This is a genomic window from Acinetobacter sp. TYF_19, from assembly GCF_043105125.1.
Taxonomy (GTDB): Bacteria; Pseudomonadota; Gammaproteobacteria; order Pseudomonadales; family Moraxellaceae; genus Acinetobacter; species Acinetobacter johnsonii.
The window spans coordinates 132,737-154,994 of the sequence record NZ_JBICLH010000084.1; the positions used below are offsets into that span (position 1 = coordinate 132,737).

The 22,258-nt window shown below is 42.2% G+C and carries 23 protein-coding genes and 1 tRNA gene; 20 read left to right on the plus strand and 4 right to left on the minus strand.

From position 1 onward, the window contains the following. The first annotated feature begins 53 nt into the window (after positions 1-53). The 20 genes from ACF8FD_RS13550 (at position 54) to ACF8FD_RS13645 (ending at position 17,167) form a co-directional block, all read left to right on the plus strand. The gene (locus tag ACF8FD_RS13550; RefSeq protein WP_234304777.1) at positions 54-2,846 is read left to right on the plus strand and encodes a nitrate reductase; all 2,793 of its coding nucleotides are present in this window, start codon (positions 54-56) and stop codon (positions 2,844-2,846) included. Then, a complete protein-coding gene (locus ACF8FD_RS13555) occupies positions 2,843-3,469 on the plus strand; it encodes a molybdenum cofactor guanylyltransferase (RefSeq protein ID WP_010327078.1) in 627 nt (208 codons plus the stop codon). The genes ACF8FD_RS13550 and ACF8FD_RS13555 overlap by 4 nt, the downstream gene beginning before the upstream one ends. A 345-nt stretch (positions 3,470-3,814) precedes the next feature. After that, positions 3,815-4,843, plus strand: a complete 1,029-nt coding sequence (moaA, locus tag ACF8FD_RS13560; RefSeq protein WP_039890089.1) for a GTP 3',8-cyclase MoaA — start codon at positions 3,815-3,817, stop codon at positions 4,841-4,843. A gap of 1 nt (position 4,844) precedes the next feature. After that, positions 4,845-5,111 carry a MoaD/ThiS family protein gene (locus ACF8FD_RS13565; RefSeq protein ID WP_234304778.1) on the plus strand — a complete coding sequence of 89 codons (267 nt, stop codon included), beginning with the start codon at positions 4,845-4,847 and terminating at the stop codon, positions 5,109-5,111. A gap of 1 nt (position 5,112) precedes the next feature. Continuing rightward, a complete protein-coding gene (locus ACF8FD_RS13570; protein ID WP_234304779.1) occupies positions 5,113-5,610 on the plus strand; it encodes a molybdenum cofactor biosynthesis protein MoaE in 498 nt (165 codons plus the stop codon). Positions 5,611-5,798: 188 nt separating this feature from the next. Further along, complete coding sequence (cysS, locus tag ACF8FD_RS13575; RefSeq protein ID WP_058869907.1) at positions 5,799-7,220, plus strand: cysteine--tRNA ligase; 1,422 nt, start codon at positions 5,799-5,801, stop codon at positions 7,218-7,220. A 64-nt stretch (positions 7,221-7,284) separates the two neighbouring features. Beyond that, positions 7,285-7,360 (plus strand) — tRNA-Gly (locus tag ACF8FD_RS13580). Between the two features lie 147 nt (positions 7,361-7,507). Further along, a complete protein-coding gene (locus tag ACF8FD_RS13585; protein ID WP_058869906.1) occupies positions 7,508-8,146 on the plus strand; it encodes a 2'-5' RNA ligase family protein in 639 nt (212 codons plus the stop codon). After that, complete coding sequence (gene cobU / locus ACF8FD_RS13590; protein ID WP_058869905.1) at positions 8,146-8,664, plus strand: bifunctional adenosylcobinamide kinase/adenosylcobinamide-phosphate guanylyltransferase; 519 nt, start codon at positions 8,146-8,148, stop codon at positions 8,662-8,664. The genes ACF8FD_RS13585 and cobU overlap by 1 nt, the downstream gene beginning before the upstream one ends. Beyond that, entirely contained in the window at positions 8,661-9,713 is a 1,053-nt protein-coding gene (cobT, locus tag ACF8FD_RS13595; protein ID WP_234304780.1) for a nicotinate-nucleotide--dimethylbenzimidazole phosphoribosyltransferase, read from the plus strand. The genes cobU and cobT overlap by 4 nt, the downstream gene beginning before the upstream one ends. Before the next feature lie 2 nt (positions 9,714-9,715). After that, a complete protein-coding gene (locus ACF8FD_RS13600) occupies positions 9,716-10,318 on the plus strand; it encodes a histidine phosphatase family protein (protein ID WP_234304781.1) in 603 nt (200 codons plus the stop codon). Then, complete coding sequence (locus ACF8FD_RS13605) at positions 10,318-11,061, plus strand: adenosylcobinamide-GDP ribazoletransferase (RefSeq protein ID WP_392453477.1); 744 nt, start codon at positions 10,318-10,320, stop codon at positions 11,059-11,061. The genes ACF8FD_RS13600 and ACF8FD_RS13605 overlap by 1 nt, the downstream gene beginning before the upstream one ends. A gap of 271 nt (positions 11,062-11,332) precedes the next feature. Beyond that, a complete protein-coding gene (locus ACF8FD_RS13610) occupies positions 11,333-12,310 on the plus strand; it encodes a KpsF/GutQ family sugar-phosphate isomerase (RefSeq protein WP_218288297.1) in 978 nt (325 codons plus the stop codon). Positions 12,311-12,313: 3 nt separating this feature from the next. Beyond that, positions 12,314-12,853: an HAD family hydrolase gene (locus ACF8FD_RS13615; protein WP_004982122.1), complete on the plus strand. Its 540-nt coding sequence runs from the start codon at positions 12,314-12,316 to the stop codon at positions 12,851-12,853. Between the two features lie 34 nt (positions 12,854-12,887). Further along, positions 12,888-13,430 carry an LPS export ABC transporter periplasmic protein LptC gene (gene lptC, locus ACF8FD_RS13620; RefSeq protein ID WP_058869900.1) on the plus strand — a complete coding sequence of 181 codons (543 nt, stop codon included), beginning with the start codon at positions 12,888-12,890 and terminating at the stop codon, positions 13,428-13,430. After that, on the plus strand, positions 13,420-13,986 hold the full coding sequence (gene lptA, locus ACF8FD_RS13625) for a lipopolysaccharide transport periplasmic protein LptA (RefSeq protein ID WP_004696346.1): 567 nt from the start codon (positions 13,420-13,422) through the stop codon (positions 13,984-13,986). The genes lptC and lptA overlap by 11 nt, the downstream gene beginning before the upstream one ends. Beyond that, positions 13,986-14,732 carry an LPS export ABC transporter ATP-binding protein gene (gene lptB / locus ACF8FD_RS13630; protein WP_004696348.1) on the plus strand — a complete coding sequence of 249 codons (747 nt, stop codon included), beginning with the start codon at positions 13,986-13,988 and terminating at the stop codon, positions 14,730-14,732. Before lptA ends, lptB begins: the two co-directional genes overlap by 1 nt. Positions 14,733-14,995: 263 nt before the next feature. Beyond that, positions 14,996-15,592 carry a YigZ family protein gene (locus ACF8FD_RS13635; protein ID WP_159152910.1) on the plus strand — a complete coding sequence of 199 codons (597 nt, stop codon included), beginning with the start codon at positions 14,996-14,998 and terminating at the stop codon, positions 15,590-15,592. Continuing rightward, positions 15,585-16,196, plus strand: coding sequence for a DapH/DapD/GlmU-related protein (locus ACF8FD_RS13640; protein WP_062033549.1), 612 nt, complete (start codon positions 15,585-15,587; stop codon positions 16,194-16,196). The genes ACF8FD_RS13635 and ACF8FD_RS13640 overlap by 8 nt, the downstream gene beginning before the upstream one ends. 128 nt (positions 16,197-16,324) lie before the next feature. Then, complete coding sequence (locus tag ACF8FD_RS13645; RefSeq protein ID WP_004696353.1) at positions 16,325-17,167, plus strand: universal stress protein; 843 nt, start codon at positions 16,325-16,327, stop codon at positions 17,165-17,167. 141 nt (positions 17,168-17,308) lie between these two features. Here the strand turns inward: ACF8FD_RS13645 and ACF8FD_RS13650 are convergent, their stop codons facing one another. From ACF8FD_RS13650 to mutS, 4 genes are all read right to left on the minus strand, one after another. Next, a complete protein-coding gene (locus tag ACF8FD_RS13650; protein WP_058869896.1) occupies positions 17,309-17,974 on the minus strand; it encodes an O-methyltransferase in 666 nt (221 codons plus the stop codon). Between the two features lie 131 nt (positions 17,975-18,105). Then, the gene (locus ACF8FD_RS13655; protein ID WP_004982106.1) at positions 18,106-18,825 is read right to left on the minus strand and encodes a D-Ala-D-Ala carboxypeptidase family metallohydrolase; all 720 of its coding nucleotides are present in this window, start codon (positions 18,823-18,825) and stop codon (positions 18,106-18,108) included. 132 nt (positions 18,826-18,957) lie between these two features. Next, positions 18,958-19,281, minus strand: coding sequence for a ferredoxin FdxA (gene fdxA, locus ACF8FD_RS13660; RefSeq protein WP_332476829.1), 324 nt, complete (start codon positions 19,279-19,281; stop codon positions 18,958-18,960). Between the two features lie 208 nt (positions 19,282-19,489). Further along, positions 19,490-22,123 carry a DNA mismatch repair protein MutS gene (gene mutS / locus ACF8FD_RS13665; protein ID WP_392453478.1) on the minus strand — a complete coding sequence of 878 codons (2,634 nt, stop codon included), beginning with the start codon at positions 22,121-22,123 and terminating at the stop codon, positions 19,490-19,492. Positions 22,124-22,258 lie beyond the last annotated feature (135 nt).

Genomic DNA, 22,258 nt, shown 5'->3' on the forward strand with positions numbered 1-22,258 from the left:
AAAAGGAGGGGGTGATTTTAAGTATTTGCCATAGATAAAGGAGCGAAGCAGAAATGAATAGTATCCCTGTAATGGAACTGCATAGCTCCACAGAAAAAATGATTACAACTACACAAACCACCTGCCCATATTGTGGGGTGGGGTGTGGGGTAACAGCAACTGTTGAAGAAACGGCTTTAGGGCAAAAAGTCTCTGTGGTGGGTGATGCTCAGCATCCATCTAATTTCGGAAAGTTGTGTATTAAAGGCAGTAATTTAGCCGACACGGTAGGTTTAGAAACGCGCGTCTTACATCCCATGTTGGGGCGTAAACCGCAACGTGAGGTAAGTTCATGGGACACCGCAACAGACTTAATCGCCAACAAATTTCAACATTATATCGATCAATATGGGCCTGAAAGTATAGCTTTTTATGTCTCAGGTCAACTGCTGACTGAAGACTATTATGTGGTCAATAAATTTGTTAAAGGCTACTTGGGTACAGCCAATATCGACACCAATTCACGGTTGTGTATGTCTTCAGCCGTTGCTGCGCATAAACGTGCTTTTGGGGAAGACTTAGTTCCAGCCAGTTACAGTGATTTTGAACACACTGATATGGTGGTTTTGGTGGGTTCAAATACCGCATGGTGTCATCCAGTATTATACCAACGCATCATGAAAGCCAAAGAGGAGCGAGATCTTTTTGTCGTCGTGATTGACCCGCGTTTTACTGCCACTTGTGAGGCGGCTGATTTACACTTACCGATTTTACCGGGTCAAGATGTCGCACTGTTCAATGGTCTATTACAGTATTTAGCAACCAATCATTATACCGATACCGATTTTATTGCAAAGCATACTCAAGGGCTAGAGCAAGCGCTGGCAAGCAGCGCATCTGAAGCATCAATAGCGAGTGTGAGCGAACGGACGGGGATTTCTGTTGAAAAATTAGCACTCTTTTTTGAAAAATTTGCTCAAACAGAAAAAGTGATGAGCTTATTTTCAATGGGTGTGAATCAGTCTTCACGTGGGGTAGACAAAGCCAATAGCATTACCAACTGTCATTTGTTAACTGGCAAAATTGGGAAATTGGGCGCTGCACCTTTTTCGATGACGGGCCAGCCGAATGCAATGGGCGGACGTGAAGTGGGTGGCCTTGCCAATATGTTGGCTGCCCATATGGATTTGGATAATCCCAAGCATCAACAATTGGTACAGCAGTTTTGGCACAGTCCAACCATTGCAAAGCAAGTGGGTTTAAAAGCTGTCGACCTTTTTGAAGCGGTCGAAGCTGGAAAAATTAAAGCCATTTGGATTATGGCGACCAATCCTGTGGTGAGTTTACCCAATGCCGATCAGGTGAAACGTGCACTAGAGAATTGTGAGTTTGTGGTGGTGTCAGACATTTGTTTAGATACCGATACCACGCAATATGCCGACGTGTTGCTGCCTGCATTAGGTTGGGGTGAAAAAGACGGCACGGTGACCAATTCAGAACGCCGTATTTCCAGACAGCGTGCTTTTTTAGACATTCCAGAACAAGCACAAGCGGATTGGTGGTCAGTTTCACAAGTGGCGAAAAAATTAGGATTTCAGGGTTTTGACTTTGAAAGTAGTCATGACATTTTCAAAGAACATGCCCAGCTCTCAGCTTATCAAAATGCAGAAATTGCTTTACGTTCATCGACTGAAACATTCCGCTATTTCAATTTGGCAGGTTTGACGAATCTTTCATTTGATGACTACCAAGAACTTGAACCGACGCAATGGCCTGTGCTCGCACCTTTGAAAAATGGCCAAACCAAGCCAAACATTTTTGCCCAATTATTTAAAGATGGTCAGTTTAGTCACGCAGATGGTAAAGCTAAGTTTATTGCAACAATCGCGGTTGGCGCAGTGAATCCAACCAGCAGTGAATATCCATTGGTACTGAATACGGGACGCATCCGAGATCAATGGCATACCATGACGCGTACAGGTTTATCAGCTAATTTAAGCACACATAAAGCAGAACCCTATTGTGAAATCCACCCAAATGATGCCCTGAAATATGGTTTGAAAGATGGGGAACTGGTAGAGATCAAATCGGCTTGGGGAAATTGCGTACTGCGTGCCACGGTTAGTGACAATATCCGCCGGGGACAGATTTTTGCACCGATTCACTGGAGTGATCAATTTGCATCAGATGCACGGATTGGCAAAGTGGTGAATCCTGTGGTGGATGCGATTTCGGGAGAACCTGAGTTCAAACATACCCCTGTGATGATTCATCCGTTTTATACGCAATGGCAGGGCGTGTTTTATGTCAGAACGGGCTTTGAGCATTTGGTGCAACAAAGCATTGAACAAAGCGTTTGGTGGACCAAAATCAAAACGTCCAAAGCTATTCGTTATGAGCTGGCAGACCGTCGACGTTTTACGGAAACCACGGAACAACTCAAAGCTTTATTGCCTTTTGATGATGAAAGTTTTGAATGGCTCAATGTAGAAGATCAAACCGCCCATATCAGTCATAGTGTGGTGTTACAAGATGGACACCTCATTGCGAGTCTGTATATTGCACCTAAAGCGTTATTGCCAGATCGAGACTGGGTGGCAAGTCTGTTTAAGCGCGAACGCTTAAGCGCGATGCATCGGAAGGCTTTATTAGCAGGGCAAGCCATGTCAATGACTAATAGCGATGGCCCACTGGTCTGTAGCTGTTTTAAAGTTGGGAAAAATCGTATTATCGATGTCATTAAAGAAAAAAATATCACCCATGAAAAACAAGTCACTGCATGCTTAAAGGCAGGAGGCAATTGCGGTTCTTGCTTACCTGAAATTCGAGGTCTGATCAAAGCGTGTCAAACGGAGGAGGTAGAATGAAAAGAAAAATACTCAAACCCGTGAGCTACCCAGAAACTGAAGTTGTTATTTTGGCGGGTGGTCAGGCGCGCCGTATGAATGGCATTAATAAACTCTTGCAAAAATTTGATGATGAAATTCAACTTATCAAAATTCATCAGCAGTTAAAGTCACGTGCAACCAAGTTATGGGTCAACAGCCATCGCGATCATTCCATTTATGAGCGGTTGATTCCATCGATTGGCTTTTTTGAAGATGAGGCAACAGGCTTTCAAGGGCCCTTGATGGGGATGAAAAGTGCATGGACACATGTGCAATCAGACTATGTGCTGTTCGTGCCCTGTGATGTAACTTTTATTCCGAAAAAAGTGTTTTCACGGTTACATCAAGCGATGCAACAAGATCCGAACTGTGGTGTCGTTATTGTAGAAATCAATGACCGTGCACTGTATCCGTTTTGTTTGTTAAAACGGAGCAGTTTACCGACATTGATTCAGCACCTTGAGCAAAATCAGCGCAGTTTAAGGCAGTGTTTTGCAGATTTGCACCCACAAGTGGCACGATTTAAAAATCATGCACTGTTTTTTCACAGCATTAACTCGTTGGATGAGTTACAACAGCATCGGCAACTCAATTTTTTATAAATACCTCAGATATTGAAGAGAGGAGGTGTGTGTTGAGAGCAAAAGATGTTGCCATAAACCGATTTGACTGTTTAAATAAAAATCTATAAAAGAACCAAATAAGTATTCGTGTTTATATTAAATTTATTATAAAACAAAAATTTAGAATATATTTATGGGAGTCGTTATTTTATTTAGATTATAAACGTATGTAGCAGTGATCACTCATTACGGCGGTGAACTGAAAATACTCAAAATGTAAAAAGTGCACAAAGTTGGAACAGTTATTGCAATTTATACTTTAGAAAATAGGGCGTGAAATATGAACTGCACCGACACCGCTCAAAGGACGCATAGGTAAGACAGATGAACAGCATGACCCATGTATCCGCAGTTAGAGTATTCCAAGATCAGTTTGGACGTGAAAAGCGCAAACTACGAATCTCTGTGACGGATCGTTGTAATTTTAAATGCGTCTATTGCATGCCCGAACATCCCGAATGGATGAAAAAGCACGACTTGCTCAGCTTTGAAGAACTCTACCATTTTTGCAAATTTATGGTGCAGCATGGCATTGAGCAAATTCGTATCACGGGTGGTGAACCGTTAATGCGCCAAGGTGTGGTGCATTTTATCGAACAGCTACAAAGCCTAAAAAAACAGGGGCTGAAGCGTATTTCCATGACCACCAATGGTCACTATTTAAAACAATATGCCGCTGCTTTAAAGCAAGCAGGGCTGGATGATTTAAATATTAGTCTAGACAGTCTAGATGCCGAACAATTTCAACACCTCACTAAAAAACAATTACATACAGTGCTGGAAGGAATTCAGGTCGCACAGCAGGTTGGTTTTAACATCAAAATCAATACCGTGCTGATGAAAGGCATCAATGACGATCAAATTGTTCCTTTGGTTCAGTGGGCAAAGCTGCAAAAGGTAGAACTGCGTTTTATTGAGTTTATGCCTTTGGATGGCGATCAAAATTGGTCGCAAGCCGATGTCGTCACTGAACAAGAGATTTTGTCCCAACTCAGCTCGCAATTTACGGTGCAAGTGCTTGAAGGACAAGGTGCCAATCCTGCACGTAGTTATCGGGTAGATGGTGAGAAGGTTGGGATTATTTCTACCATTAGCAACTCATTTTGTGGGGAGTGTGATCGACTACGGTTGAATGCGCAAGGTGAGTTTTATAATTGTCTTTTTGCCAAGCAAGGCTTAAATTTAAAGTTAGACATTCAACAACTTACCCAACTTAATCAGCACGAAGCCTTTGTTTTAGAAAGTAAACTTTCAACTTATGTTTGGCATAAAGAGCAAGGTTTTCATGCCATTCAAAAACAGCAGTTGCATCAGCCAGTGCGAAAAATCAGTATGCATATGATTGGAGGTTAGGATGACTCAGGGGTTAAATAACTTGATTAGAGTAAAGATTGAAGCTTTTGGTGCGATTGAACGCCAGTTACCCCCCAATTTAATGCTGCAATGTGAGCCTGATTCATCGGTTGCAGCGGTATTAAAGGATATCGTTGCTCAGTACCCAGATGTCCACACATTATTGGAGCGCTGTGCCTGTGCAATCGGTGAAGACATTATTTCAAGGCAGACCATTTTAAGTCGAGATTGTACTTTGGTGTTGTTGTCCCCTGTGGCAGGAGGTTGATATGGAATTAAAACAATTTCCGCGGATTCAAACAGTGGTTTTTAGTCAAAATGACTTTGATGGCATCCAACATTTTCCTGAGTGTGGTGGCATTGGCATATTCATTGGTACGGTGCGGAATCACCATCAAGGTAAAGTTGTAAAAGCGTTAAAATATACCGCTTATGCACCAGTCGCTGAAAAAATGATTCGTCAAATTGAACAAGAAATCCAATTAAAATATGGAGTGTCTTATGTTCGAGTGGTGCATCGTATTGGTGCTTTAGATATTGGTGATACTGCCATTATTGCAATGGCTTACGCTGCGCACCGCCGTGAAGCCTTTCAAGCCTGTGAGGAAGCGGTAGAACGGGTAAAACATGAAGTTCCTGTGTGGAAAGAGGAGTTTTATGTGGATGGCACCAGTCAGTATGTCGAGGGCTGTTGTATTCGAACAGATCATGAAGCGCCAAAACCTCATAGCCATGAGCATTGCGAGCATGTACATGTTCATCCCTAGTAAATGCATCATGCAATGCCAATATTTACCAATAATCCCTTTAAGACCTGAATGAAGAAAATTTAGTATCAGTTGCGTATGAATGAAAGTGGCGAGATAATTGAAAGAAAAATCTTCTGAAAACTTTATGAAAAATAATGCTTAGGTTAAGATGATCCATTCTTATATTTGAAGTCTTTTGAATCGCTATGCAACCATTTGTTCTATATAACTCAGAGCAACGCAAAAAAGTAGAATTCGTACCTCGTGTTGAGGGGCATATTGATATGTATGTCTGCGGTATGACGGTGTATGACTACTGTCATATTGGGCATGCGCGCGTGATGGTTGCATTTGACTATATTATTCGCTTCCTGCGTAGCCAAGGTTGGAGCGTGAAATATGTACGTAACATTACCGACATTGACGACAAAATCATTAAACGTGCCAATGAAAATGGCGAGTCGATTACGCAGCTGACAGATCGCTTTATTCAAGCGATGAATGAAGATGCTGAAAATCTAGGCTGCTTACATCCAGACGAAGCCCCGCGTGCAACAGATTATATTGATCAAATGCAAAGCATGATTGGTAATTTGGTTGAAAAGGGCACAGCTTATCCATCTGCCAATGGTGATGTGTATTTCCAAGTGGAAAAATTCGCCAAATATGGTCGTCTTTCAGGACGTAAACTGGAAGATATGCAAGCGGGTGCATCTGAACGTGTCGATGTTGAAGTTGAGAAAAAACATCCATTTGACTTTGTACTTTGGAAACATGCCAAAGAAAATGAACCTGCATGGGCTTCGCCGTGGGGCAAAGGTCGTCCGGGCTGGCATATTGAATGTTCTGCGATGTCGACTTGCTGCCTAGGGAATCATTTTGACATTCATGGCGGTGGTTCAGACCTCATGTTCCCGCACCATGAAAATGAAATTGCACAGTCTGAGGCTTCAACTGGCGAGCAGTATGTCAACTATTGGATGCATGTTGGTTTCATCAACGTTGATGGCGAGAAAATGTCGAAGTCATTGGGCAATTTCTTTACCATTCGTGATGTGATGGATAAGTTCCACCCTGAAGTGATTCGCTACTTCATTGTGTCATCACACTATCGTAGCCCTGTGAACTTCTCTGATGTTGCTTTAAAAGAAGCAAAAACAGCGCTGTCACGTTTCTATCATTCATTCAAAGCTTATCAACAAGTCTATGGCGATACACAAGTCGATACCTTAGATGAAACATTGCTTGAGCGTTTCAACAGTGCCATGCGTGATGACTTCAATACCGCTGAGGCCATTGCGGTATTGTTTGAAGTGAACAAAGAATTGAACCGTGCCGTGAAAGAGCAACAAGCGGAACAAGCAGCGATTTACTATGCAACTTTACGTCATTTAACCAATATTCTAGGTTTGGTTCAGCACAATGTTGAAGAGTTCCTGAAGTCTGATATTGGGCAAGAGGCGTTGGCTTTGTCTGAAGAGCAAATTGAAGATTTGATTCAACAACGTCAAGATGCGAAAAAAGCCAAAGAATTTGCCAAAGCGGATAAAATTCGTCAGTCCTTATTGGATCAAGGTGTAGTTTTGGAAGACACTCGCCAAGGGACAATCTGGCGCCGTGCTGATTAATTCAGCAATTGCATTATAGAGTGTTGACAGTTTGATGAAACTCTCTATAATGCACATCCATATTGCGGGAATAGCTCAGTTGGTAGAGCACAACCTTGCCAAGGTTGGGGTCGCGAGTTCGAGTCTCGTTTCCCGCTCCAAAATTTAAAAAACCTCAAGTTCAACTTGGGGTTTTTTTATGCCTGTAATTTGAGTGTATTGAAAATAATTCATTTAAATGTGAAATTATCTTGGTATGTCAAACCATAATTTTGACAAAAATATGCTTAAATCATTCATCTTCATTTGTGAATAAAATTGTGTTTCTTCAACCCCATAGCACTGTCGTACCGACCGAAGCTCGAGACTATCCTGAATGGCATTTGGGACGAGAACGCTATGCACTTTGGTATATTGAAGTGGATGATCCCGTTTTGATCAGCTATTTAACAAAGCTTCGTGAGCAGTTCTCAGATTTACTTTATCAACCAAATCAACGGCAGTTTCATATCACTTTATTTGTTGCAGGTTTTTGGGTAGAACAGGCAACACAGTCGGATGACTTTAGTCGAGTGCAACTGAATCAGCAGCTTGAACGCCTTAAAAAATTAAAGCTAGAATCTTTTCAGTTACAGATAGGTGGATTAAATAGTTTTGAAAGTGCCTTATTTTTAAAAGTGGATGATACCGCAGGCGTATTGGATAAAATTAGAAAGACATTGCTGCAAACCTCGCAGGAAGTCGCGGCATTGAGTTATTGTCCACATATTACATTAGGTCTATACCGTGAAGCAGTGTGTAGTGATCATGTATTGGCACGGATGGCTGAAATTGAAGATATTAGCTATGGCTTAAATGTCTCAAAGCTCACGTTTGGTTTTTATCAGTCCCATGTCCTACAAGGGTCATTGTTTTCACATACACAGTTTGAGTTGGGGAATGCGTAATGCAACTGATTTTAGGTGGTGCACGTTCGGGGAAAAGCCGCTTGGCGGAGCAGATTGCACAACAGTTGGCGCAGCCTGTGGTTTATGTGGCAACTGCACAAGCCTTGGATGGAGAAATGCAAGCGCGTATTCAACACCATCAGCAACAACGACCCGAAGATTGGGGGCTGTGTGAAGAACCCATTTATCTTGCCGAACAGTTGGTCAAATTAGACCGTCCAAACCAAACCATTTTGGTCGATTGCCTGACCTTATGGATGAGTAATTTACTGATGCATACTGACCCAGATTTACAAGTTCAGGAATGTCAGAAGTTGTTAGATGTAGTCGGAAATTTACAGTCCGAGCTGATTTTAGTGAGTAATGAAACAGGCTTAGGTGTGGTTCCTATAGGACAAATTAGCCGACGCTTTGTCGATGAAACAGGGCGATTGCATCAGCAGTTAGGTCAAATCGCTCATAAAGTGGTGTTCTGCGTGGCAGGATTTCCCATGATTTTAAAAGGAGAACAAGTGTGAGTTGGTGGTTAGAAGCATGTCAAAGTCCGAGTGAGTCTGTATTGGCTCAAGCCCTAGCACGCCAGTCACAGTTGACCAAACCGACAGGCTCGTTGTCGGAGCTTGAATCGGTTGCAGTGACTTTAGCCAGTTTGCAAAACACTGTAAAACCCAAGATTGACCGCCCATGGATTACGATTTTTGCAGGTGATCATGGGGTGATGGAGGAAAATATTTCTGCCTATCCACAAGCGGTGACACGTCAAATGTTGCAGAACTTCGCAACTGGCGGGGCGTGTATTAGTGTGATTGCCAAAGAGTATCAAGCCAAGTTACAAGTCATCGACTGTGGTTCAGTCGGTGAAGCGTATGAATATGTCGGGGTTGAGCGCCACTGCATCCGCGCTGGGACGGCTAACTTTGCTCAAACTACAGCCATGACTGAGGCTGAATGTGAAGCTGCTTTTGCTTTGGGGCAAAAAAGTGTGGAAGATGCCATCGCTTATGGGGCAGATATCTATGTCGCGGGGGAGATGGGCATTGGAAATACCTGTTCAGCCTCAGCTGTCGCTTGTTTTTTATTGGCTGAGCCAGCTGAAAAGCTCACGGGTGTTGGAACGGGTATCCGTACTGATCAATTGATACATAAAAAACAGGTGATTGACCAAGCACTTTCACGGCATGCCCAATATGTCGGGAACGATCCGTTTAAAGCCTTATGTGCAGTGGGTGGACTTGAAATCGCAGCCATGACAGCCGCGTATATTCGCTGTGCACAATTGGGGCTGCCAATGGTGGTAGATGGGTTTATCAGTACCGTTTCGGCATTGCTTGCAGTACGTTTAAATCCACAGGTTCGCGCTTGGATGCTTTTTGGGCATCAGTCGGCTGAATATGGTCATGTACGTTTGTTAGAAGAACTTAAAGCGATGCCTCTATTGAAGCTGAATTTGCGTTTAGGTGAAGGCAGTGGTGCAGGGGCTGCACTGGGGTTGATCAAACTCGCCTGTCGCTTACATAATGAAATGGCAACATTTGCTGAAGCAGCCGTGATTGGTGAGAAAGTTTAGAGATGTTGTGTTTAGATTTCCTACGCCACGGCGAAACCAGCTTAAGCCATACTCTACGGGGTAAAACGGACGATGCTTTGACTGCGAAAGGTTGGGCGCAAATGCAGTCTACTATTGCTCAGGCTGAGCAGGTTAGTCAGGCGTGGGATGTCATTTATAGCTCACCATTACAGCGCTGTCGTCTGTTTGCAGAGCAGTGGGCGGAGCAAAAACAGCTCCCTTTGTATATAGAACCGAATTTGCAAGAAATGGATTTTGGAGAATGGGAGGCTCAGTCGACTGAGCGACTCTATCAACTCTACCCAGATGAATTGGCTCAATTTTGGCAAACACCGTTAAGCTTTACCCCGCCTCAGGCGGAAAGTTTATTGACATTTAAAAGTCGTGTTCTAGAGTCAGTAGAGACCTTGACTCAGCAAATGTATGCGCAGGGCTGGACACGCGCATTGATTATTTCCCATGGTGGAGTGATTAAACTCTTAAAATGCCAAGCGCTGAAACAGCATGATAATGATCTTTTAAAAATGTCAGCAGAGTTAGGGCAGTTGAACTGCTTTGTATTCGATCAAGGGCAGCTTCAGTTTATTCAAAGTGAGGACGTGTAATGACACCGTTTTGGATTGCATTACAGTTTTTAACGACCTTTCCAGTTCGCCTAAGCGTAATGCCAACGCCTCAGCAAAATGCGCAGGCATTGTTGTTTTATCCTGTAGTGGGTTTGCTTATGGGAGGCATTCTATATGGGATCGCCCTGTTATTGCATGCTTTGCCACTTGTGCTGTTAAGCAGTGTGATTCTGGTGTTATGGATTTGGCTGACAGGTGGTTTGCATCTGGATGGTTTAGCCGACACTGCCGATGCTTGGGTCGGTGGTTTTGGCGATAAAGCACGCACACTTGAGATCATGAAAGATCCGAGTTGTGGGCCGATAGGTGTACTCAGTCTTATTGTGGTATGCATATTAAAGTGGTCTGCACTGTGTGTGTTATTGCAGCAGCAGTGTTATAGCGCACTCATTTTATTTCCTGTCTTAGGACGTCTCGTACCGCTATTCTTCTTTTTAAGTACAGACTATGTGCGCGATAAAGGACTCGGCAGTCAGTTGAGCCAACATTTAGCACGACCAATTGCAATGGCACTTTTACTGCTGATGCCTTTAGTGGCTTTGTATTGGGCATGGGTTGGTGCTGTGGTGATTGCCACTTTTTATCTGGTACTGTGGTATTTGCGGTATAAATTTATACAGCGTATTGGCGGTGTGACTGGAGATACCATTGGTGCAAGTATTGAAATGATTGAATTAGCGACATTGTTTAGTTTTGTGATGGCTACTTTTTATTTCACTTAAGTTAGGAATAAATAAGAGCCTCTCAGTGTGAAAGGTGTGCAGGTTATACGTTGCCGAAAGAAAAAATAATAAAAAGGAAACGAGCTATATGTACTTGAAATAAAGGTCTTCCAGCATAGGCAAAACACATTTGTAGATATGTTGTGAAAATCCAAAGATTTCCGCGCTAGTTGTCTACAGAGATATGATAAAATTGCGAAAATTATTTTTTATGTGCTGACGTTTCATTTCGTCACACGATTCAGGTAAAACAACGTTGAATTCTGAAAATATGTCAAATCCCATTGATTTCCAAAAAGTTGCTTTAGAAACACTAGAGATAGAGCGTCAGGCACTCTCTGTACTTGCTCAGCAAATCGATGATCGTTTTAGCCGTGCTTGTGAAATTATCTTAAAGTGTAAAGGTCGCTTAGTCATTACTGGAATGGGTAAATCAGGGCATATTGGCCGAAAAATGGCAGCTACATTTGCCTCTACAGGTACGCCATCATTCTTTATGCACCCAGGTGAAGCGGGGCATGGTGATTTAGGGATGTTGGTTGCAGGTGATGTGCTGATTGCGATTTCAAACTCAGGCAAGAGTGATGAAATCATGATGCTGATGCCTTTGATCAAATATTTGGGTGTGCCTTTAATTACCATCAGCGGTGATGACCGTGGGCCGATGCCACAGAATGCTGATGTGGCGCTGACGTTGGGCAATATTCAAGAAGCTTGTCCATTGGGGCTAGCGCCAACATCGAGTACGACGGCGACTTTAGCCTTGGGTGATGCATTGGCTGTTGCACTGTTAGATGCACGCGGCTTTACTTCAGATGACTTTGCACGCTCGCATCCTGCGGGTGCTTTGGGTAAACGCTTGTTATTACATGTGAAGCATTTAATGCACACTGGAGACGAACTACCGAAAGTGTCTCCAGATACAGCAATGAACAAAGTTCTGTACGAAATCTCTAACAAACGCCTAGGTTTAACCACAATTGTGGATGACAATGATCATCTATTGGGGATTTTTACCGATGGTGACTTACGCCGTTTGATTGATAAACAGCAAGGTTTTGATGTGAACTTGGCGGTGTCTGATGTGATGATTAAGAGCCCGCTTACTATTTCACCGGAAGCGCGTGCTGTTGAGGCATTAGAGCGAATGAATGAAAAGAAAATTAACCAATTTGTTGTCGTTGATGAGAGCAATAAAGTCATTGGTGTTTTAAGTATGCATGACCTGATTCAAGCTGGGGTAAATTAAAAAATGGCTTCTTATATTTTGTTAGAACAAGCGCGTTATGTAGAAGCTCTAGTTTTGGATGTCGATGGTATTTTAAGTGATGGTTTTGTGACTTTGACCAACTCGGGGGACGAAATCAAATCTTTCGATATCCGTGATGGCTTAGGTATGAAACTTGTTCAGCAAGCTGGTGTGAAAGTGATTATTATCACAGGACGTAAAAGTCAGATCGTGGAAAAACGGATGTCTGATTTGGGCGTTGACCTTGTTTATCAAGGCCGTGAAGACAAAGGTGTTGCACTGCGCGAGGCTTGTGCAAAATTTGGTATTTCACCCGAAGATTGTTTATACATGGGTGATGACTGGCCTGACCTATCTGCATTTGCCATTGCAGGCATGAAAGTAACCGTGCCAAATGGTCATTTAGAAGTACGTCGTCGTGCCGATTTGGTGACTCAAGCGATGGGTGGACGTGGCGCGGTACGTGAAATCTGCGATATGATTTTACAAGCCAAAGGTGTATACGAAACTTTACTTGAAAAGTACACCGCAGTCCCGCATTAATCTGTATGCATGCATGAGAGTTTAGTTAACATTTATGGATACTAAAGTTTTATATATCACTGCTGTAGCCATTGCGGCTATCAGTAGTGGTTATTACTATTACAGCGGAAAAGGGCAAAAGCTCGAGGTCGATGGTGCGCAAAGCATGACCTATTCTGCTGAGCAGATCCAACTGACTCAAACAGATGAGCAGGGTAATTTATACGTCCGCGCAAAAGTAGACCGTCTTGAGCAGGACATGCAAAAGAAGACCTCTAAGTTAGAGAACTTAAATGCTGAGATGTATAAAGATGGAAAAGTGGATGCGACTTTCTATGCCAAGCAAGCCAATGGCATCAACGACAACGAAAAAGTCGTTCTGACAAATGAAGTGGTTGCAAAGAAAATGTTGGATCAAGGTCAGATGCAGTTTGAGACCGCAGAACTGACTGCGTTTCCACAGACGCGCGAACTTGAATCTCAGCATCAAGTGGTTGTTACGACGCCACAAGCTGAATTTGTCAGTCAGGGCTTAAAAGCGAATTTAAATACGGGTCAATATGACTTTTTCCATATTCGAGGGAAGTATGAACCATAATCCAAAATTTTCTATTTCGAAAACTTTCCTCAAGCAAACACTTGCACTGAGTTTAGGTGTGGCTGTTTCAACTTTTGCTTTGGCATTGCCAAGTGACCGTAGTAAAGCGATTTCGTTGGTGGCAGATCGAGCAACGTTTAATGAAAAAACGGGTGTTACGACGTACACAGGCAATGTCATCATTGAACAGGGTACGATGAAACTACAAGCGGATTCGATTGTTGCCAATTTAAATCAAACCCGTCAAATTAGCACCATTACGGCCAATGGTAAGCCTGCACGTTTCCAGCAGCAAGTCAGTACCAATAAAGGTATTGCCAAAGGTCAGGCGCAAAAAATTATTTATAATGCAGAAACAGGCATTATTACCTTATCCGGCAGCGCACTTCTAGAACAAGATGGTGCCAGTATTCGCGGTAATACATTACGTTATAGTATGAATAAAGGTGACATCGAAGCGATTGGTACACCAAATAACAGTGGTTCGTCGAGTGGTCGTGTTCAAATTGTGATCCCACCTTCAGGTTCTCAATCCTTCCCGGGAGCGCGTGACTAATGGAGCAAACTCTCAATCAGCCACAAACCCTATGTATTAAGCATCTCGCGAAAAACTACAGTAAGCGTTGGGTAGTGAAAGATGTATCTTTTAGCATGCAAAGTGGACAAATCGTAGGTTTACTAGGTCCGAATGGTGCAGGGAAAACTACCAGCTTCTATATGGTGGTTGGACTGGTGCGTATGGACAAAGGTGAAATTCATCTTGATGACCTAGATATGTCTGATTTGGCCATGCATGAACGTGCGCGTAAAGGTATTGGTTACTTACCTCAAGAAGCATCAATTTTTAGAAAACTCACTATTTCTGAAAATATTATGTCGATTTTGGAAACGCGTAAAGACCTCAACAAAGAACAACGTAAACAGCGTTTGCATGAATTGCTGGCGGATTTCAAAATTAGCCATATTAAAGATTCATTGGGTATGAGTGTGTCTGGTGGTGAACGTCGTCGTGCTGAAATTGCGCGTGCGCTGGCAGCCGATCCAAAATTTATGTTACTCGATGAGCCTTTTGCTGGGGTTGACCCAATTTCAGTGGGTGATATTAAAGATATTATTCGTACCCTAAAAGACCGTGGTATTGGCGTTCTTATTACGGATCATAACGTTCGTGAGACTTTGGCGATTTGTGAACGTGCTTATATCGTGAGTGAGGGTGCGGTGATTGCTGAAGGTTCTCCAGATGAAATCTTAGCCAATGAAACCGTGCGTCAAGTTTACCTTGGTGATGACTTCACTGTATAAGATTATTCTGCGCCAATGAAAATAATTGGCGCAGATTTTCCCCCCAATATGTTTAATCGATCTCTTTGCATTGAATTAAGAATAGGGCATCCCTTTATATTCAAACTGCGCGCTCTGCCATCCTTTTGAAATCGCTTTTTCAGCATGTTACACAGTATGCATATCTATTTATTTTGTGTGGGCTTAAAGCGAAAAGCCATTTTCATACGATAGCTAATTGAAAATACGTTATAATTTTTTGTGAAATTTTTAAAAATTACGCTATGCCATTTACCATCTCTAGTTTAGTGAGCTATGAAGAAGACATTAAAAAAAGTCGTTTTCAAGCTTTTGCTGTGCCTGTTGAAAATGAACAGGCCGTTAAAGATTTTCTAGAGCAATATAAAGATATCAGCACCACACATCAGTGCTGGGCATGGAAAATTGGCCACAATGTTCGTTTCAATGATGACGGTGAACCTTCAGGTACCGCAGGTCGTCCTATTTTAGCGACCATTGAAGGCAATGAACTGACCAATGTTTTGGTTTTGGTCAATCGTTGGTATGGTGGCGTCAAGCTAGGCACAGGCGGGTTGGTACGTGCTTATGGTGGAACAGCAGGTCAGTGTTTACTGTTGGCTGAAAAAATAGAACTCATTGAAAAGAAAAAAGTGCATTTTGCCTGCCAATTTAATGAATGGGCGATTTTCCAGTACGAGCTGAATAGCCAGCAGATTGAATTTAATGAGCAATATACTGCGGATGGCGTGCTTGTAGAGGCATTATTACAAGTGCATCAGATTGAAGTGCTCGCACTTAAAATACAAGATGTGACCCGTGGACGTGAAGCCTTAAAAATTGTGGATGACCATCATGACTGATCCCTTATTAAAATATCGTGAGCAGCATAAGCATCGCTTAAACTATATGCCCTGGTTGTATTGGTCGCTCAAGCCTAAAAACCGTGTGTGGGCTGAAGTATGGCAGCAAGAATACCAAGCTTATCTAATGGAAATGGAAACCGTTGAAATTGGTCAAAACTGTTTTATTTCTCCATTGGCACACATTTTTGCAGAGCCTGGTCGCAAAATTGTCATTGGGGACAACACTTTTATTGCTGCCGATTGTACTTTGCATGGGCCTTTAGAGATTGGCAGCGAAGTCGCGATCAACCACCATTGTATTTTAGATGGTGGTCGTGTGGGGATTAAGTTACATGATCAAGTGCGTATTGCTGCTTATTGTCACTTATATGCCTTTGACCATGGTATGGCACTCAGTGATCCTATTTATCAACAACCTGTGCGTTCACAAGGGATAGAAATTGGTCGGGATGTTTGGTTGGGGGCGCATGTGGGCGTGAAAGATGGGGTGAAAATTGGTGCACATGCTGTGGTGGGAATGAATAGTATGGTAACCAAAGATATCGCCGAGCAATCGATTGTTGCTGGCAATCCTGCACAGTTTATCCGTTTACGTGATTAAGATATCAAAGAATATTGAACATTTATCAATACTTAATTACATAAAAACCTGCCATCAAAAAAAAAGATATGCTAAGTTTAGAACAACAATGAGACCTTATACCAAATGCGGTGTAATGAGAGGCGATAATGAAACGAGTCATTGCATGTATTGATTCTTCCCCTTGTATCAATGCCCTAGCAGAAGCTGCGGCATGGATTGCAAAACAGACGGGGCGGGAATTGGTCCTTTTACAAGTTTTGGATTATTATCCTGCAAGTTATCACTTAGGTGAAATTAGTGGGGTAATTGGATTTGAAAGCAATGCAATGTTGCTCAAAGAGCTGGCTGAATTAGAGCAAAAACAAAGTGAACTTGCGCTCAGTTATAGCAATAATTTACTCGATCATATTTCTAAACTCATTCTCGAAACGCATGGCCTACATACAACGCATATTCAAGAAAAGGGTGACTTTCTAGAGCAAAGTTTTAACTTATTGCATGAAGATGACATTGTGGTGATTGGCCGTGTGGGTGAGAAATCGGCTGAACGCAATAAACCGTTGGGCAGTAATGTGGAGAACTTTATCCGCGGAGCAAATTGTACCGTCATGACGGTAGGCGATAGCTTTAAGCCACCTACGCGCTTTATCTTTGCCTACGAGTATTCACCGACGTGTGTGAAGATGATGAAGCGGATTGCGCAAAGTGATCTGCTGCGCCTCTTACAATGCCATTTGGTCTATGTCGGTGACCATCCTGAAATTTTAAGAGAGCCTGAACAGTATCTGAAAGATGCGAATTTGGATGTGATTACAGAATATCGTTATGGCGACGTGGCTGAAAATATTCTGGAATACCAAAATGAGCATGGCATACAACTGATTGTGCTCGGTGCGTTCAGCCACAGTAAAATTCATCAGTTCTTCTTGGGCAGTATTGCAACCACCATTTTTAGGAATGCCAAAGTTCCCTTACTGGTCGCCCGTTAATTTAGAGTGAATTCTCTAAATTGGAACTGTTTTATCCATAGTTATCCGCATTAATTGTGGATAACTATATGGACAGTAAATGTAAGTTTATAATTTATATAAGCTTAAATTAATCGATTGTTTTTTAATCTAAGTTTTGACTTATTTTACAATGGCTAAGGCAAATCCATCATGTCCTTTGCTACCGACAGTTTGAAGTGCGGTGCACGACAAAATTTTCGGATGATTTTGCATTGCTTTGAACATATCTCGAATCCCTTCAATACTTGGTTTATGATTTTCAGGATTGATAATATCGCCTGCACGAATCACGTTATCAAGGAAAATCAAAGTACCTGAATGAGATAGGTTCAGGCTTAATTCCAAATACTCTGGGTAGCTTTGTTTATCGGCATCAATAAAAATAAAGTCGAAAGGTTCAATGTCTGCCGGCAGTGATTTAAGGATATCTGCTGCACGTCCACATTTGAGTTCAATGGTTTGTTTGAGTTGAGCTCTGTCGATATTTTCTTGGCCCATCGCGGCATGCGTATCACGACCTTCAATCGTTAAAATATAACCATCTTCAGGTAAGGCGCGCGCTAACCACATGGTGCTATAGGCAGCAAAAGTGCCAAGCTCTAGCACACGCTTACATTGATTCATTTGAATCAGCATTTGTAAAAGCATGCCTTGGTTTGGTGCAACAGCTAAGTGATCTGGAAAACCATGCTTCTCAGTATTTTCTAAAGTTTGCAGTAGAATTGGGTCTTCAGGAATTAAATGTGCATCGATATAGTTATCAATCTCTGTCCACATTTGTTGCATAGCATGTTCACCTTGGTTGCGATGTGGAGCATTTTAAACTTTTATTTTCAGAGTGCAATTTTTCCGACCATATTTGTTGAAATCAATGCTCAAAAAAAGAGGTCATATTGACCTCTTTTAATTTTTAAAAACTAGTAACTACACATCGAAGAATTGCGACTGAGGTCTGGGCCCCATGTGCGATATCCTTGGGTATCAATGTGAATCTGACCAGAAGCATATAAACCTAAGCCCATGTTTAAGCTCTGACCATGTTGGGTCCAAAATTGGCATAGACGATATTTTGTATTTTCAATATAAGCATAATCTTCGGGTTGCGGGTTTTCAGACCCAATTCGAAAATCGATGGCAGAATTGAATAAGTGGCGGGATGAGTTTGCACCGCCAGCACATTGGTTTAAAGGTAGATCACGATAAACTGAAGTGACTTCAAAATCAGTCAGTACTTTGGCTGCAACTAAATATTTAAATACTTTTAAGGTCGCAATTTGGTTTTTCCAAAGTTCACGGTTTGGGATCATATATTGTGAACGACCACATTTTTGCCAGTCACGTGCTGTTCTGAGCAGTTCAAAGCTTGGGATGATATTTCCCACACCATTGCGTTCAAGAAAAACTTCATACTCACGTACGCGTGCTAGCGTGTCACCGACAGACATCCAAGCATTGTAGGTATAAGGAATAATTTTAGGTGGAGCAGGGCGGTCAAAACTAATTTTCTCTTGTGGGATAAAAATACGTTTTCCATCAGGAGTTGTGATGGTCTGGCCTTTGTGGGATGAAGTCGTACAGCCAATCATCACCAAGGGGATTATGCTAACCGCAAATAATCCCTTTAAAAATTTCTTCATTATAGAAATCAAATATTTAAAAAATACGCCTATTATTTTAATCCAAATTTGTGAGGAAAAATTGGAAATATTGCAATCAAATGTGTGTTTTAGGTATAAAAAAAGATCAGCTTATGCTGATCTTTTTCTGGCTTACTTTTCTAAGAATTGTAACTTATCTGCTTTACCGTTCCATTCTTCACGGTCAGCAGGTTGGTCACCAATCTGGGTAATGTTCGGCCAAGTTTGTGATAACTCAGCATTTAGTTCAATAAATACTTCTTGACCTTCTGGCAGTTCATCTTCAGAGAAAATTGCATTTGCTGGACATTCAGGTTCACAAAGTGCGCAATCGATACATTCGTCTGGATTGATCACTAGAAAGTTTGGACCTTCATAGAAACAGTCTACTGGACAAACTTCTACGCAGTCTTGATATTTACATTTAATACAATTTTCAGTGACAACAAAGGTCATGGCGAAGGCTACCTAAAAATATGGTTCTAATAACTAATGTGTATTTTAGGCAAAAACAGCACCAACTAACAATTGCTTTTATTGATATTTATTATATGCACGGCTGTTAAATTTGATAAAAACTGAACATTCTGCTGAAAACTGCTTTTGACAATAAAAAAAGACCGTCATTGCGACGGTCTAGATGGGTTACAAAAATAGAAAACTACTATGAATGTAACTGATCTTTCAATGCATAAAGCTGCTGTAAGGCTTCACGTGGGCTTAAGTTATCAACATCAATACTCTTAAGTAGTTCAAGTGCGGCAGAAGGCTTCTCAATTTCGACCACACGTTCAATAATTTCAAGTTCAGGCGTTTCTATTACAGCAAACAAATCATTTTGAATGACTTTAGGTTTTTGCAGTTGTTGCTTCTCTAAAATTTTCAGACGATTTTGTGCTTCTTTGATCACACTGGCAGGAATACCTGCTAATTTTGCTACTTGTAAGCCGTGACTTTGGCTCGCTGGCCCATGTTGGACTTTATGTAACAAAATGAGGTTGCCGTTGAGTTCTTTTGCAGTGACATGGTAGTTATCAATAGCAGTTTCTTTGGCCAGCTCGGTCAGTTCAAAGTAGTGCGTGGCAAATAAACATAAGCATTTAATGCGTTTGGTTAAGTCAAGTACGCAAGCCCATGCCAAAGATAAACCATCATAGGTACTGGTGCCACGACCAACTTCATCCATCAGAACCAGTGACTGATTGGTTGCATGATGCAGGATTTGCGAGGTCTCAGTCATTTCCACCATAAAGGTCGATTTGCCTGTAGATAGGTCATCTGCAGAACCAATACGGGTAAAGATTCGATCAATAGGACCTAATACTGCCGATTGGGCTGGTACATATGAGCCACAATAGGCCAATAGGCTAATTAAAGCTGTTTGACGCATAAAGGTTGATTTACCCCCCATGTTAGGACCGGTAATAATGGCCATGCGGTGGTTAAAATCAAGTGTCGTGTCATTCGGTGTAAATGTGGCTTTGTTCAAAGCCTCAACCACTGGATGACGTCCCGCAATAATTTTAACCCCAATTTCTGGACTATACTCAGGACGTGACCAATTGCGTAAGCGAGCCTGATGTGCAAAGTTAGCTAAGAGGTCGATCTGCGCAATAGCACTGCTCATCATTTGTAAATGACCAATATCGGCGCGTAGTTCATCTAAAAGCATTTCGAACAGCATTTTTTCGCGGGCTAATGCACGGGACTCACTCGAAAGTACCTTGTCTTCAAAGGTTTTCAGCTCAGGCGTGATATAACGCTCAGCATTTTTCAAGGTTTGACGACGAATGTAGTGATCAGGTGCTTGCTCGGCTTGCGCACGGGTCAGTTCAATGTAATACCCGCTGACACGGTTATAGCCAATTTTTAAGGTCGAAATTCCAGTATTTTGACGTTCTTGAATTTCAAGGTCGATCAAGTACTGTCCTGCATGATCACGGATTTTACGGAGTTCATCGAGTTCATGATCAAAACCTTCCGCTATCACATTTCCATCTCGTAAAAGCACAGGTGGATGTTCAACGATGGCGGACATTAAACGTTGATGTAAGCCATGGAAATCGCCCAATTCCTCATTCAATTGGCTAATGAGTGCAGACTGTTTGCTTTGGATCACGGGTTGAATGGCATGACGTAAATAAGGGACTTGCGCACAGGCCTGGCGCAGTTGCACTAAGTCACGCGGACGGGCGCTACCTAAAGCCACCCGACTGAGGACACGTTCGATGTCTCCAATCTCTTTTAATACTAAACGGACTGGTGATTCATGGTAACCATCCACAAGACTCTTGGTAGCATCTAAACGTGCGTCTAAGAGCTTGGTATCACGTAACGGTTGCATCAGTGTACGACTAAGTAAACGTCCACCCATTGCAGTTTGACAGTCATTGATGAGTTGAAATAATGACGTGCCATGTTCAAACAGAGGCTCAACCAGCTCTAAGTTTCTACGTGTCACAGGATCAAGCGCAATGAAATCACTGCTTTGTTCAAGCTGAATAGAGCGAATATGTGGTAAGGCTGTTTTTTGCGTTTCTTTGGCATAATGAATCAGGGATGCTGCTGCTGCTTTGGCAAGTGGCAAATGGTCAATACCGAAACCAGCTAAAGTCGATACTGCAAACTGATCACATAAGGTTTTTTGTGCATTGTTTAAATTAAAGTCGACATTTGGACGGCGTGTCACAGGGCAGTCGAGCAGTTTTTTAATGTGTTCAATGATGTTGGGGTCGACAATATTTTCATCGACCAAAATTTCACTTGGCATGAGGCGAGACAGTTCAATACCGAGTTGCTCAAGCTGAAACTCTTGTTGTTGAACTTTGAATAAACCTGCACTTAAATCTAACAATGCAATACCAATTTCGTTTTGTTGTACGCAAAGCGCCACAAGGTTTGAACTTTGATGTGCAGTCAGTAAGGCATCATCTGTCAGCGTACCCGGTGTAATAATCCGGACAACGCCACGTTCAACAGGTGCCTTACCTGTAACTTCACCAATTTGCTCGCAAATAACGACGGTTTCGCCTTTTTTCACCAAGCGAGCAAGGTAGCCTTCAGCTGCATGGTAAGGAACACCTGCCATAGGGATGGGTTGACCATTGGCTTTGCCACGATGGGTCAGGGTAATTCCGAGAAGTTTAGCGGCTTTATGTGCATCTTCAAAAAATAGCTCGTAGAAGTCACCCATACGATAGAACATCAAAGAGTGCGGATGTTGCATTTTGACGCCCATGTACTGTTGCATCATGGGAGTGAGGGTGGACAAATCAGTTATGATTCCCGAATTGCTCATGTAGGTGAAATCCTTAAATCTTTTAAAATGCACAATGTAAAAATAGACCGAGCGACACCGCTTACCGTGTGTATTTATGCGCTATGAACAGCTATGTATGAATGGCAATATCTTAGCAAAATTGAAAACGACTAA

Coding starts and splice junctions, on each gene's coding strand:
- ACF8FD_RS13655 (WP_004982106.1), bottom strand. CDS start 18,825: ATGAAGAAATTTTTAAAGGGATTATTTGCGGTTAGCATAATCCCCTTG.
- ACF8FD_RS13600 (WP_234304781.1), top strand. CDS start 9,716: ATGTTGTGTTTAGATTTCCTACGCCACGGCGAAACCAGCTTAAGCCAT.
- lptA (WP_004696346.1), top strand. CDS start 13,420: ATGAACCATAATCCAAAATTTTCTATTTCGAAAACTTTCCTCAAGCAA.
- ACF8FD_RS13550 (WP_234304777.1), top strand. CDS start 54: ATGAATAGTATCCCTGTAATGGAACTGCATAGCTCCACAGAAAAAATG.
- ACF8FD_RS13555 (WP_010327078.1), top strand. CDS start 2,843: ATGAAAAGAAAAATACTCAAACCCGTGAGCTACCCAGAAACTGAAGTT.
- ACF8FD_RS13640 (WP_062033549.1), top strand. CDS start 15,585: ATGACTGATCCCTTATTAAAATATCGTGAGCAGCATAAGCATCGCTTA.
- ACF8FD_RS13610 (WP_218288297.1), top strand. CDS start 11,333: ATGTCAAATCCCATTGATTTCCAAAAAGTTGCTTTAGAAACACTAGAG.
- ACF8FD_RS13645 (WP_004696353.1), top strand. CDS start 16,325: ATGAAACGAGTCATTGCATGTATTGATTCTTCCCCTTGTATCAATGCC.
- ACF8FD_RS13635 (WP_159152910.1), top strand. CDS start 14,996: ATGCCATTTACCATCTCTAGTTTAGTGAGCTATGAAGAAGACATTAAA.
- lptC (WP_058869900.1), top strand. CDS start 12,888: ATGGATACTAAAGTTTTATATATCACTGCTGTAGCCATTGCGGCTATC.
- ACF8FD_RS13605 (WP_392453477.1), top strand. CDS start 10,318: ATGACACCGTTTTGGATTGCATTACAGTTTTTAACGACCTTTCCAGTT.
- mutS (WP_392453478.1), bottom strand. CDS start 22,123: ATGAGCAATTCGGGAATCATAACTGATTTGTCCACCCTCACTCCCATG.
- cysS (WP_058869907.1), top strand. CDS start 5,799: ATGCAACCATTTGTTCTATATAACTCAGAGCAACGCAAAAAAGTAGAA.
- cobU (WP_058869905.1), top strand. CDS start 8,146: ATGCAACTGATTTTAGGTGGTGCACGTTCGGGGAAAAGCCGCTTGGCG.
- lptB (WP_004696348.1), top strand. CDS start 13,986: ATGGAGCAAACTCTCAATCAGCCACAAACCCTATGTATTAAGCATCTC.
- ACF8FD_RS13570 (WP_234304779.1), top strand. CDS start 5,113: ATGGAATTAAAACAATTTCCGCGGATTCAAACAGTGGTTTTTAGTCAA.
- ACF8FD_RS13615 (WP_004982122.1), top strand. CDS start 12,314: ATGGCTTCTTATATTTTGTTAGAACAAGCGCGTTATGTAGAAGCTCTA.
- fdxA (WP_332476829.1), bottom strand. CDS start 19,281: ATGACCTTTGTTGTCACTGAAAATTGTATTAAATGTAAATATCAAGAC.
- ACF8FD_RS13565 (WP_234304778.1), top strand. CDS start 4,845: ATGACTCAGGGGTTAAATAACTTGATTAGAGTAAAGATTGAAGCTTTT.
- moaA (WP_039890089.1), top strand. CDS start 3,815: ATGAACAGCATGACCCATGTATCCGCAGTTAGAGTATTCCAAGATCAG.
- ACF8FD_RS13650 (WP_058869896.1), bottom strand. CDS start 17,974: ATGCAACAAATGTGGACAGAGATTGATAACTATATCGATGCACATTTA.